Below are 13,052 nucleotides of genomic sequence, written 5' to 3'. Positions count from 1 at the left end.
TATTCGGATAACGAAAGGCTTACTATATCTCTCAAGGACTCTAGAGCATCTTTTAAACACAACAAAAAAAGTTATTGGGTTGTTAATTTTTTTCAATAGTGTCCACTAAAGATTAAAAAAAGTTCTTTGAAATTATTGTAAATCTGTATTTTAAGTCATTTTTTTTAGCGTGACGATTTGAAATGAATCTATTATGTTCGTAAATTAACTTTTACGAATATGAATCAAGGAAAATATGTCTTTTCTCAATTGGTTGAATTTCTGCCACAACGTGTTTTTGATAGATTTGTAACAAAGTATGATGGTAATAAATATGTTAAACATTTTACTTGTTGGAATCAACTTTTATCTATGATTTTCGGTCAATTATCTTCTCGTGATAGCTTGAGAGATTTAATAATTGTTATCGAAGCACATCAATCAAAATCGTATCATTTAGGTTTTGGTAAAAGTGTTACTCGAAGCAACTTATCCAAGGCAAATGAGAATCGTAATTATAAGATATTTGAAGACTTTGCTAACCATTTAATATTGATTGCTCAAGATAAAAACTACAACAATAGTTTTGAAATAAAAGGCAATATTTATGCATTTGATTCTTCAACAATTGACTTATGTCTAAGTGTATTTTGGTGGGCTCATTTTAGAACAACCAAAGCTGGAATAAAACTCCACACACTTTTTGATATAAATACACAAATCCGCGTTTTTATTCATATTACAGAGGCAAATATTTACGATGTTAACGCGATGGATATTATTAATTATGAGGCTTTTGCTTATTATATTTTTGACCGTGCTTACGTTGATTATTTAAGGCTTTATAGAATTACTAAATCATCAGCTTATTTTGTTGTTAGAGCAAAATCAAATTTAAAATTCAAGAGGATGTATTCCAAAAAAACGGATAAATCAACAGGAGTTATCTATGATCAAATAGGAAAAATCGACGGATTTTATACTTCAAAAGATTATCCCGGAAAGATAAGAAAAGTAAAGTATATTAATCCTGAAAATAAAAAAACACTAATCTTTTTGACCAACAATTTTGATTTATCAGCCCAACAAATCGCCTTACTTTATAAATAGCGTTGGCAATTGAATTATTCTTCAAATGGATTAAATAACATTTAAAAGTTAAGGCTTTTTGGGGGATAACACAAAATGCTGTTCGTATTCAAGTCAACATTGCAATAATAACTTATTGCTTGGTTTCAATCATTGCGAATGATTTAAAAATCAATCGTTCAAATTACGAAATTTTGCAAATTTTATCAGCATCATTACTCGATAAAACACCTGTAAATGAATTACTTATGAAATCAGATTACAATAATGTCACTGAACATATTACTAACCAATTGGTTTTCAGCTTATTTTAAGTGGACATTAGTGAATTTTTTTAATAAAAATACAATATTAAATATATTATAGACAAAAACTTTATGCAAATGATGCAATAAAAGCATTTATATGGATCAAGTCTAAAAGTTGTGGGGAAATATAAAAATAGAGATATTTGTATTTCCAAATCAGATACAAATGCAAGATTCTTTTGTCGACCTTCTCAAGTTGTTACTTCCTGAAATCATAGTTGAATACTTTGAACTGACTTCCTATAAAAAAGAGGAAGAGATACTTCATCTTTACTTAAAGGAGATTAATTCAATTCCTAAAGAACATCGACAATCAAAATTGAGCTCAAAAGGATTCTTTGATGAAATAACAGTTCAGGATTTCCCTATTCGTGGGCATCAGGTATATCTTCATATCACTCGAAGAAGATGGCTGAATGAAGATACTGGAAAAGTAGTTTTTAGAGATTGGAATTTAGTAGCAGACGGAACTCGTGTAACCCAGGAGTTTGCGTCTTTTTTAAAAGAGATCCATAGATTCCAGCCCAAATGATTGCAATGCTATAGCCTCTTTCTATGGTGTTAGCGGTAAAAATCTACAACATCAATACAAAGATTTCTTAAGTGATTTCAAAATATGGGATCAAAAACTACACGCAAAACAATGGCTTATATTTCCAGAAAACATAGGCAAACGCTTATCAATTGACGAAACCTCCTTGTCCAATGGCGAACTCTATACTATTTTGACCAACAAAGCTGGAAAGGGAAAGAAAGGAACTATAGTGGCTATGATTGCAGGAACTAAAGCGGAAACAGTTATTAGTGTTATTGAAAAAATACCGCTTAAACAGCGCAATCTAGTCAAGGAAATTACTCTTGACATGGCAGCAAACATGGGATTGATAGCTAAAAAATGTTTCCCTAATGCCACTCGTGTCACAGATAGATTCCATGTGCAAAAATTAGCGTTAGAGGCTTTACAAGAAATCAGGATCAAATACCGTTGGCAAGCTATAGACCAAGAAAATCAGGCAATAGAAAAAGCGAAGAAAAACAAGAAAAGGTTTGAGCCTGAAGTATTGACTAATGGAGATACTATTAAGCAGTTACTTGCTAGAAGTAGGTATTTCTTATACAAGAATAAATCAAAATGGACGGCGAATCAATTACAACGAGCATTATTGTTGTTTGAATTATATCCCGACATAAAAGAAGCTTACAATCTATCTCAAGGATTACGGAACATTTTTGAAAACACAACCGATAAAATCATTGGTTTTGCCAGACTAGCTAAATGGCATGAAAAAGTAAATCAATCAGGATTTAAGTCTTTCAATACAATATCTCGAACCATAATCAATCATTATCAAAGCATATTAAACTATTTTGATAACAGAAGTACTAATGCATCAGCAGAATCCTTTAACGCCAAAATAAAAGCTTTTAGATCTCAGTTTAGAGGTGTTCGAAATGTAGAATTCTTTCTTTTTAGGCTAACTAATATTTATGCCTAATTTTTGCTGCTCCACAGGTTTTAGGATTGATCGCTTTTTAAGACCAACTAAATTAGATCCAATGGGTTTTAGATATAAAACAAAAAACCCTTATCCGAATTAGGATAAGGGTTTTTTAAAAAGAAAGGCGACGACATACTCTCCCACATAACTGCAGTACCATCTGCGCAGGCGGGCTTAACTTCTCTGTTCGGGATGGGAAGAGGTGAGCCCCGCCGCAATAACCACCTTAAGGTCGTTTTGCAATGGGTAAATTAGCATGGTGCTAATAAACATTACAGAATATCGTAACATACTGAGATAAAGAAAAAAATATAATTAGAAAGTTTCCCCAGCCTCTTGCGAGGCTGGAAAGGGTGTACATAAGCTTACGGATTATTAGTACTACTCGACTATGACATTACTGCCTTTACATCTATAGCCTATCAACGTGGTCATCTCCCACGATCCTTAAAAGAAATCTCATCTTGTGGTGGGTTTCGCGCTTATATGCTTTCAGCGCTTATCCCTTCCAAACGTAGCTACTCTGCCATGCCACTGGCGTGACAACAGATACACTAGAGGTTTGTCCAATTCGGTCCTCTCGTACTAGAATCAGATCCACTCAAATTTCTTGCGCCCACAGTAGATAGAGACCGAACTGTCTCACGACGTTCTGAACCCAGCTCGCGTGCCACTTTAATGGGCGAACAGCCCAACCCTTGGGACCTTCTCCAGCCCCAGGATGTGACGAGCCGACATCGAGGTGCCAAACCCCCCCGTCGATATGAGCTCTTGGGGGAGATCAGCCTGTTATCCCCGGCGTACCTTTTATCCTTTGAGCGATGGCCCTTCCATGCGGAACCACCGGATCACTATGCTCTACTTTCGTACCTGATCGACCTGTATGTCTCTCAGTCAAGCTCCCTTATGCCATTGCACTCTACGCACGGTTACCAAGCGTACTGAGGGAACCTTTAGAAGCCTCCGTTACTCTTTTGGAGGCGACCACCCCAGTCAAACTACCCACCAAGCAATGTCCCCCGCAATGCGGGGTTAGGCCTCAGACAAACAAAGGGTTGTATTTCAACAATGACTCCACAACGCCTAGCGACGCCACTTCATAGTCTCCAACCTATCCTACACATCATTTGTCCAAGGTCAATACTAAGCTATAGTAAAGGTGCACAGGGTCTTTTCGTCCCACTGCGGGTAAGCGGCATCTTCACCGCTACTACAATTTCACCGAGCTCATGGCTGAGACAGTGTCCAGATCGTTACACCATTCGTGCAGGTCGGAACTTACCCGACAAGGAATTTCGCTACCTTAGGACCGTTATAGTTACGGCCGCCGTTTACTGGGGCTTCAATTCAATGCTTCTCCGAAGATAACATCTCCTCTTAACCTTCCAGCACCGGGCAGGTGTCAGGCCCTATACTTCATCTTACGATTTTGCAGAGCCCTGTGTTTTTGATAAACAGTCGCCTGGACCTCTTCACTGCGGCCAGCATTGCTGCTGGCGACCCTTCTCCCGAAGTTACGGGTCTATTTTGCCTAATTCCTTAGCCATGAATCTCTCGAGCACCTTAGAATTCTCATCTCGACTACCTGTGTCGGTTTGCGGTACGGGTACTATTAACCTGAAGTTTAGAGGTTTTTCTTGGAAGCGCTTAGGTGTACTATCTCTTTGTCCGAAGACGCCGAGTACTATCGTATTTCCCCAAGCCGCGTGGATTTGCCTGCGCAGCCTATAGGTACGTACTTCAACGAACTATTCCGTCAGTTCGCGACACTTTCATTACTCCGTCACCCCATCACAGTTAAAACTAGTACGGGAATATTAACCCGTTGTCCATCGACTGTCCCTTTCGGGTTCGCCTTAGGTCCCGACTAACCCACAGCTGATTAGCATAGCTGTGGAAACCTTAGTCTTTCGGTGTGCGGGTTTCTCGCCCGCATTATCGTTACTTATGCCTACATTTTCTTTTCTAATTAGTCCAGCAACCCTTACGAATCACCTTCAACCCCATTAGAATGCTCCCCTACCACTTACGTATTATCGTAAATCCATAGCTTCGGTAATATACTTATGCCCGATTATTATCCATGCTCGTCCGCTCGACTAGTGAGCTGTTACGCACTCTTTAAATGAATGGCTGCTTCCAAGCCAACATCCTAGCTGTCTAGGCAGACAAACCGCGTTCTTTCAACTTAGTATATATTTGGGGACCTTAGCTGATGGTCTGGGTTCTTTCCCTCTCGGACTTGGACCTTAGCACCCAAGCCCTCACTGTTATGAAACATTATATAGCATTCGGAGTTTGTCAGGAATTGGTAGGCGGTGAAGCCCCCGCATCCAATCAGTAGCTCTACCTCTATATAACTTATACATAACGCTGCACCTAAATGCATTTCGGGGAGTACGAGCTATTTCCGAGTTTGATTGGCCTTTCACCCCTACCCACAGATCATCCCAAGACTTTTCAACGTCAACGGGTTCGGTCCTCCACTTTGGGTTAACAAAGCTTCAACCTGTCCATGGGTAGATCACACGGTTTCGCGTCTAACACTACTGACTAAAGCGCCCTATTCAGACTCGCTTTCGCTACGGATCCGTGGCTTAACCACTTATCCTTGCCAGCAACGTTAACTCGTAGGCTCATTATGCAAAAGGCACGCCGTCACCCCACGAAAGGGCTCCGACCGCTTGTAAGCGTATGGTTTCAGGATCTATTTCACTCCGTTATTCACGGTTCTTTTCACCTTTCCCTCACGGTACTGGTTCACTATCGGTCTCTCAGGAGTATTTAGCCTTAGCGGATGGTCCCGCCAAATTCAGACAGGATTTCTCGTGTCCCGCCCTACTCAGGATACCACTATCCATTATAGCACTTACCTATACAGGACTATCACCCTCTTTGGTTCTACTTTCCAGTAGATTCTAGTTCGTTTTACATGGAATATCGTGGTCCTACAACCCCAAAATTGCCGTAACAACTTTGGTTTGGGCTAATCCGCGTTCGCTCGCCACTACTTACGGAATCACTTTTGTTTTCTTCTCCTCCGCCTACTTAGATGTTTCAGTTCAGCGGGTTTGCCCACCCGTAGGTGTACTATGTCTTCAACATAGTGGGTTGCCCCATTCGGGTATTTACGGATCAATCGATGTGTGCTCGTCCCCGTAACTTTTCGCAGCTTATCACGCCCTTCATCGCCTCTGAGAGCCAAGGCATCCCCCATACGCCCTTATTTTGCTTATTGTACCAATCTTAAAATTAATTAAGACCGTTTTTTTTGTCTTTTACTACTAATAGTAAAAAACGCTTTCTACTTGTAATATTTTCTTATCTCAATATGTCAATGAACTTTTTTCCTTTCGGAATTGTGGAGAATAACGGAGTCGAACCGTTGACCTCCTGCGTGCAAGGCAGGCGCTCTAGCCAGCTGAGCTAATCCCCCATTTCTAATCTTAAATTATGAATGTTGAATTTTGAATTAAGGTATTCATACTCATACTTCTAAAATTTCCTTATATATAACTAATCCTAAATTGTTGTCTCGGACAGACTCGAACTGTCGACCCCTACATTATCAGTGTAGTACTCTAACCAGCTGAGCTACGAGACACTCTTCATTCTTAAATTATTTGTTCTTTTTTTTAAATTAACAGCAAGAGTAATAAAACTTTAAGCATAATGACCAACTTCTCTTTTCGTCTCTTTCCCTAGCGTGCTTGCGCTAACACTAAGGCTCTAGAAAGGAGGTGTTCCAGCCGCACCTTCCGGTACGGCTACCTTGTTACGACTTAGCCCTAGTTACCAGTTTTACCCTAGGCAGCTCCTTGCGGTCACCGACTTCAGGCACCCCCAGCTTCCATGGCTTGACGGGCGGTGTGTACAAGGCCCGGGAACGTATTCACCGGATCATGGCTGATATCCGATTACTAGCGATTCCAGCTTCACGGAGTCGAGTTGCAGACTCCGATCCGAACTGAGAACGGTTTTGTAGATTCGCTCCTATTTGCATAGTGGCTGCTCTCTGTACCGTCCATTGTAGCACGTGTGTAGCCCAAGGCGTAAGGGCCGTGATGATTTGACGTCATCCCCACCTTCCTCACAGTTTACACTGGCAGTCTTGTTAGAGTTCCCGACTTGACTCGATGGCAACTAACAACAGGGGTTGCGCTCGTTATAGGACTTAACCTGACACCTCACGGCACGAGCTGACGACAACCATGCAGCACCTTGTAAATTGTCTTGCGAAAGGTCTGTTTCCAAACCGGTCAATCTACATTTAAGCCTTGGTAAGGTTCCTCGCGTATCATCGAATTAAACCACATGCTCCACCGCTTGTGCGGGCCCCCGTCAATTCCTTTGAGTTTCAAACTTGCGTTCGTACTCCCCAGGTGGGATACTTATCACTTTCGCTTAGCCACTGAACTTGCGCCCAACAGCTAGTATCCATCGTTTACGGCGTGGACTACCAGGGTATCTAATCCTGTTCGCTACCCACGCTTTCGTCCATCAGCGTCAATCAATTAGTAGTAACCTGCCTTCGCAATTGGTATTCCATGTAATCTCTAAGCATTTCACCGCTACACTACATATTCTAGTTACTTCCTAATAATTCAAGTCAGACAGTATCAATGGCCGTTCCACCGTTGAGCGATGGGCTTTCACCACTGACTTATCTGACCGCCTACGGACCCTTTAAACCCAATGATTCCGGATAACGCTTGGATCCTCCGTATTACCGCGGCTGCTGGCACGGAGTTAGCCGATCCTTATTCTTACAGTACCGTCAAGCTGGTTCTCGAACCAGGGTTTCTTCCTGTATAAAAGCAGTTTACAATCCATAGGACCGTCATCCTGCACGCGGCATGGCTGGATCAGGCTTGCGCCCATTGTCCAATATTCCTCACTGCTGCCTCCCGTAGGAGTCTGGTCCGTGTCTCAGTACCAGTGTGGGGGATCTCCCTCTCAGGACCCCTACCCATCGTAGCCTTGGTATGCCGTTACCATACCAACTAGCTAATGGGACGCATGCTCATCTTTCACCGATAAATCTTTAATAGTGGTCTCATGCGAGACTGCTATACTATGAGGTATTAATCCAAATTTCTCTGGGCTATCCCTCTGTGAAAGGTAGATTGCATACGCGTTACGCACCCGTGCGCCGGTCTCTAGTTCCGAAGAACTATACCCCTCGACTTGCATGTGTTAAGCCTGCCGCTAGCGTTCATCCTGAGCCAGGATCAAACTCTTCATCGTATATTGTTTGCTTATCTCTAAGCTATTTATTTTTGACTGAAGATCTATTGGTTCTTTTTTATTCTTGCATTTCTATTACTCTTATTCTTTGTCTTAAGATCTCTCTTAAAACGGCTGTCAATTCAATATGTCTAGGAACGTGTCTTATCTTGTTTCTCGTTTCGTTAGTCAATTTTCATGACTCTCGAAGCGGGTGCAAAACTACAACTTGTTTTGGTAACTGGCAAGAAAATTTTGAGGTTTTTTTTTAAAAATAATTTTTTAACTTTTTCTCTATTTCTCTTAGCAGTATGTCAAATAACGTCGCTTGTTTGCGGGGTGCAAATGTAAACTTTTGCTTTAATTCTCACAAGCTTTTGAACTCTTTTTTGAAAAATAAATTTTCGCCTTGATTTCTTCTGCTTGCCAGTATTTGAAAGAACTTGTTTCTTGTTGCGGGTGCAAAACTACCGCCTTTTTTCGGTTAATCAATACTTTTTTTACCTTTTATTCACCTTTTATTAATATGAATCGCTAACTGCTTTGTTTTTAATTCTATACAAATGCTTCTTTTGTTGCTTTTATAGGTCTTCGCTGCTTTTTGGGTGGTTATTCTGCTGGTTTTAGGGGTTTGGTGGTTGTTTTTTGCAGGTGTATCTGTTGTCTTTATATATAGGTAGGCTTAACTTTGGAATGAGATTGGTTTTGAGACGCCTCGCTCCTAGCCCTGATAGTAGTGGAAATCCTGCCGAGACGGGGTTCGGCGAGGTAGATTGTAGCGGATAGCAGGAAATAGCTCCTTTGTTTTTTTTTGTATATAGGTAGGGTTTGTTTGGATCAAGTCTAAATGTTGTGGGGAAATATTAAATTTAGATATTTGCATTTTAAAATTTAATACAAATGCAAGATTCTTTTGTCGACCTTCTCAAGTTGTTACTTCCTGAAATTATAGTTGAATACTTTGAACTGACTTCCTATAAAAAAGAGGAAGAGATACTTCATCTTTACTTAAAGGAGATTAATTCAATTCCTAAAGAACATCGACAATCAAAATTGAGCTCAAAAGGATTCTTTGATGAAATAACAGTTCAGGATTTCCCTATTCGTGGGCATCAGGTATATCTTCATATCACTCGAAGAAGATGGCTGAATGAAGATACTGGAAAAGTAGTTTTTAGAGATTGGAATTTAGTAGCAGACGGAACTCGGGTGACACAGGAGTTTGCGTCTTTTTTAAAAGAGATCCATAGATTCCAAGCCTAATGATTGCAATGCTATCGCCTCTTTCTATGGCGTTAGCGGTAAGAATCTACAACATCAATACAAAGATTTCTTAAGTGATTTCAAAATATGGGATCAAAAACTACACGCAAAACAATGGCTTATATTTCCAGAAAACATAGGCAAACGCTTATCAATTGACGAAACCTCCTTGTCCAATGGCGAACTCTATACTATTTTGACCAACAAAGCTGGAAAGGGAAAGAAAGGAACTATAGTCGCTATGATTGCTGGAACCAAAGCAGAAACAGTAATTGCTATTATCGAAAAAATACCGCTTAAACTACGAAATTCTGTTACCGAAATAACTCTTGACATGGCAGCAAACATGGGATTGATTGCTAAAAAATGTTTCCCTAATGCTACTCGCGTCATCGACCGGTTCCATGTTCAAAAATTGGCTACAGAAGCTTTACAGGAAATAAGAATTAAATACCGTTGGCAAGCTATAGACCAAGAAAATCAGGCAATAGAAAAAGCGAAGAAAAACAAGAAAAGGTTTGAGCCTGAAGTATTGACTAATGGAGATACTATTAAGCAGTTACTTGCTAGAAGTAGGTATTTCTTATACAAGAATAAATCAAAATGGACGGCGAATCAATTACAACGAGCATTATTGTTGTTTGAATTATATCCCGACATAAAAGAAGCTTACAATCTATCTCAAGAATTACGGAACATTTTTGAAAACACAACGGATAAAATCATTGGTTTTGCCAGACTAGCTAAATGGCATGAAAAAGTAAATCAATCTGGTTTTAAGTCTTTCAATACAATCTCAAGATCGATAATGAATCATTATCAAAGCATATTAAACTATTTTGATAACAGAAGTACTAATGCATCAGCAGAATCCTTTAACGCCAAAATAAAAGCTTTTAGATCTCAGTTTAGAGGTGTTCGAAATGTAGAATTCTTTCTTTTTAGGCTAACTACTATTTATGCCTAATTCTTGTCGCTCCACAGGTTTTGGGATTGATCCAATTCTTGTCGCTCCACAGGTTTTGGGATTGATCCCAAATCAAAGTGGTCTAAAAATCAAATAGAACGAGCTGTAGTATTATTTGAATTGTATCCTGACATTGAAAAAGCCTATGATTTAGCTCAGGATTTGAGAAATATCTTTGAGAAAACAACCGATAAAATTATTGGTTTTGCAAAATTAGCTAAATGGCATGAAAAAGTAAATCAATCTGGATTTAAGTCTTTCAATACAATCTCTCGCACAATTATAAATCATTACCAAACCATATTAAACTATTTTGATAACAGAAGTACTAATGCTTCGGCTGAATCGTTCAATGCAAAAATAAAAGCATTTAGATCTCAGTTTAGAGGTGTTCGAAATGTAGAATTCTTTCTTTTTAGGCTAACTACTATTTATGCCTAATTTTTGCTGCTCCACAGGTTTTGGGACTGATCCGTTTTGAGACTGATCCCCTAATTCTTGTCGCTCCACAGGTTTTGGGATTGATCCCAAAAAAGGATGGGTTGGAATTTTTATTGCAAAAAAAAACTTCTCAATTTCTTGAGAAGTTTTGTGGGCGATGAGGGGTTCGAACCCCCGACCCCCTCGGTGTAAACGAGGTGCTCTGAACCAGCTGAGCTAATCGCCCTATTTTAGAAGCAAACCAAATTAAGTTGTCATTTGTTATTGCTGGTGCAAAGATACACTTAGAATTGGTATTTACAAGCCTTTTTAAAAAAATAAATCACTTTTTTTTGTGCTATTTTTCTTTATACCTCTATTACAATAACTTACAAAAAAACATCGCTATATTATTTTTTTGTAATGATTGCCTATAGTGGTACCTTTGCATCATAAATAAAAAAAAATGGCTCGAATTAAAGAAAATGATTTACCAAAAGCGAAATTAAACTCCAATTCGCTTCAAAAAGCACTTCGGATTTTTAAATATGCTACAAATCACAAATGGAAATTTTTTGTAGGATTGATTTTTTTGTTGTTGACCAGTGCCACTGCCCTAGCCTTTCCAAAATTAATGGGTATGTTGGTAGATTGTGTTACTAATAAAGATTTGGATCAAGCAAATGAGATTGCCTTATTATTAATGGGGGTTTTGGCCTTACAAGCTATATTCTCTTTTTTTAGAATATCGCTTTTTGTTAACTTTACCGAAAATTCCTTATCCAATATTCGATTTGCACTCTACGAGAATTTGATAAAATTGCCAATGTCTTTTTTTTCCCAAAAACGTGTCGGAGAACTAAATAGCCGTATTAGTGCCGATATCTCTCAATTACAAGATACTTTTACAACAACAATTGCCGAGTTTTTACGTCAATTTATTTTAATTGTTGGAGGATTTATAATTCTGGGTAGTATATCCCCAAAATTAACGTTAATGATGCTTTGCATTGTACCGCTTGTGGCAGTGGGAGCGGTAGTGTTTGGTCGTTTTATTCGAAAATATGGCAAAAAAACACAAGATAAAGTAGCCGAAAGTCAAGTAATCGTAGAGGAAACACTACAAGGTATCACTAATGTTAAGGCCTTTGCTAATGAATGGTATGAACTACAACGGTACAAAAATAAAATTAATGAAATTGTAAAAATTGCTATTAAAGGTGGCCAATATAGAGGTTACTTTGCCTCCTTTATAATATTATGCCTTTTTGGATGTGTCGTTGCCGTAGTTTGGTACGGAATTACCTTGACCATAAAAGGCGAAGTAGAAGGCGTTGGAGATTTAATTTCCTTTATACTATACACTACCTTCATAGGAGCGTCTTTTGGTGGTATTGCCGAGATGTATGCACAAATTCAAAAAGCAGTTGGTGCCACAGAGCGTGTTTTTGAATTATTAGACGAAAAACCAGAAGCCATATCTACCACCATAGATACAGCAAATCCAATTAAATTAAAAGGAACCGTAAACTTTTGTAACGTGGCTTTTAGCTACCCATCGCGTAAAGAAATAGAAGTGCTTAAAGCAGTAAGCTTTGATGTTGCCTTTGGACAAAAAATTGCCATAGTTGGCCCTAGTGGAGCGGGTAAATCTACTATTGCTTCTTTACTGTTGCGTTTTTATGATATTGAAAGCGGAACGATCTTAATTGATGGTAAAAACATCTATGATTATGATCTGGAAACGTTAAGAGGCAACATGAGTATTGTTCCTCAAGATGTGATCCTTTTTGGTGGAACCATTAAAGAAAATATTGCCTACGGTAAACCCAACGCCACAGAGGATGAAATTTATATGGCCGCAAAACAAGCCAACGCTTTAAATTTTATAGAAGGTTTTCCAGAAAAATTTGAAACCATTGTAGGCGAAAGAGGAATTAAATTATCTGGCGGACAACGCCAACGTATAGCCATTGCCAGAGCTTTGCTTAAAAATCCGAGTATTTTGATTCTGGACGAAGCCACATCCTCCTTAGATAGTGAGAGCGAAAAACTGGTTCAAGAAGCCTTAGAGATACTTATGCAAGGGCGAACAAGTATTATAATTGCTCACCGACTAGCAACCATCCGTAGTGCCGATCAAATTTTGGTTCTAGACAACGGAATTGTTTCCGAAAAAGGAACCCATCAAGAGCTAATTGCTTTAGAAAACGGTAAATATAAAAACTTAAGCACCTTACAGTTTACCGATTTTTAAAAAATAACTACTACCAAAAAACTCCATTAAGTCATGCCTAATGG

7 protein-coding genes, 3 tRNA genes and 3 rRNA genes are annotated in these 13,052 nt (G+C 39.0%); 7 read left to right on the top strand and 6 right to left on the bottom strand.

What is annotated here, in order from left to right:
- Positions 1 to 219: 219 nt before the first annotated feature.
- The 3 genes from LB076_RS06765 to LB076_RS06755 all read left to right on the top strand — a co-directional run bounded on the left by LB076_RS06765 (position 220) and on the right by LB076_RS06755 (position 2,872).
- A complete protein-coding gene (locus LB076_RS06765) occupies positions 220 to 1,089 on the top strand; it encodes an IS4 family transposase (protein ID WP_198402038.1) in 870 nt (289 codons plus the stop codon).
- Positions 1,090 to 1,542: 453 nt separating this feature from the next.
- Complete coding sequence (locus LB076_RS06760; RefSeq protein WP_066334588.1) at positions 1,543 to 1,908, top strand: ISAon1 family transposase N-terminal region protein; 366 nt, start codon at positions 1,543 to 1,545, stop codon at positions 1,906 to 1,908.
- Entirely contained in the window at positions 1,889 to 2,872 is a 984-nt protein-coding gene (locus tag LB076_RS06755; RefSeq protein ID WP_070786761.1) for an ISAon1 family transposase, read from the top strand. Before LB076_RS06760 ends, LB076_RS06755 begins: the two co-directional genes overlap by 20 nt.
- Before the next feature lie 122 nt (positions 2,873 to 2,994).
- On the opposite strand, the gene rrf is transcribed toward LB076_RS06755, so the two are convergent.
- From rrf to LB076_RS06730, 5 genes are all read right to left on the bottom strand, one after another.
- Positions 2,995 to 3,104, bottom strand: a 5S ribosomal RNA gene (gene rrf / locus LB076_RS06750).
- Between the two features lie 126 nt (positions 3,105 to 3,230).
- A 23S ribosomal RNA gene (locus tag LB076_RS06745) occupies positions 3,231 to 6,113 on the bottom strand.
- Between the two features lie 124 nt (positions 6,114 to 6,237).
- Positions 6,238 to 6,311 (bottom strand) — tRNA-Ala (locus LB076_RS06740).
- A gap of 94 nt (positions 6,312 to 6,405) precedes the next feature.
- Positions 6,406 to 6,479, bottom strand: a tRNA-Ile gene (locus LB076_RS06735).
- Between the two features lie 129 nt (positions 6,480 to 6,608).
- A 16S ribosomal RNA gene (locus tag LB076_RS06730) occupies positions 6,609 to 8,122 on the bottom strand.
- The 16S, 23S and 5S rRNA genes sit together here with 2 tRNA genes alongside, the layout of an rRNA operon.
- Before the next feature lie 879 nt (positions 8,123 to 9,001).
- On the opposite strand from LB076_RS06730, the gene LB076_RS06725 reads away from it, so the two are divergent.
- From LB076_RS06725 to LB076_RS06715, 3 genes are all read left to right on the top strand, one after another.
- Positions 9,002 to 9,364 carry an ISAon1 family transposase N-terminal region protein gene (locus tag LB076_RS06725; RefSeq protein ID WP_070786662.1) on the top strand — a complete coding sequence of 121 codons (363 nt, stop codon included), beginning with the start codon at positions 9,002 to 9,004 and terminating at the stop codon, positions 9,362 to 9,364.
- Complete coding sequence (locus tag LB076_RS06720; RefSeq protein WP_070786661.1) at positions 9,348 to 10,331, top strand: ISAon1 family transposase; 984 nt, start codon at positions 9,348 to 9,350, stop codon at positions 10,329 to 10,331. Before LB076_RS06725 ends, LB076_RS06720 begins: the two co-directional genes overlap by 17 nt.
- Positions 10,332 to 10,451: 120 nt before the next feature.
- Complete coding sequence (locus tag LB076_RS06715) at positions 10,452 to 10,772, top strand: transposase (RefSeq protein ID WP_232505676.1); 321 nt, start codon at positions 10,452 to 10,454, stop codon at positions 10,770 to 10,772.
- A gap of 151 nt (positions 10,773 to 10,923) precedes the next feature.
- Here the strand turns inward: LB076_RS06715 and LB076_RS06710 are convergent.
- Positions 10,924 to 10,998: transfer RNA gene (locus LB076_RS06710), tRNA-Val, on the bottom strand.
- 219 nt (positions 10,999 to 11,217) lie between these two features.
- Here LB076_RS06710 and LB076_RS06705 point away from each other — a divergent pair.
- Positions 11,218 to 13,008: an ABC transporter ATP-binding protein gene (locus tag LB076_RS06705; RefSeq protein WP_066336637.1), complete on the top strand. Its 1,791-nt coding sequence runs from the start codon at positions 11,218 to 11,220 to the stop codon at positions 13,006 to 13,008.
- The last annotated feature ends 44 nt before the right edge of the window (positions 13,009 to 13,052 follow it).

The sequence above is a fragment of the Flavobacterium crassostreae genome (genome assembly GCF_001831475.1).
Classification (GTDB): domain Bacteria; phylum Bacteroidota; class Bacteroidia; order Flavobacteriales; family Flavobacteriaceae; genus Flavobacterium; species Flavobacterium crassostreae.
Note: the sequence above shows the minus strand (reverse complement) of the source record. Positions and strands in the feature narration are given on the sequence as shown.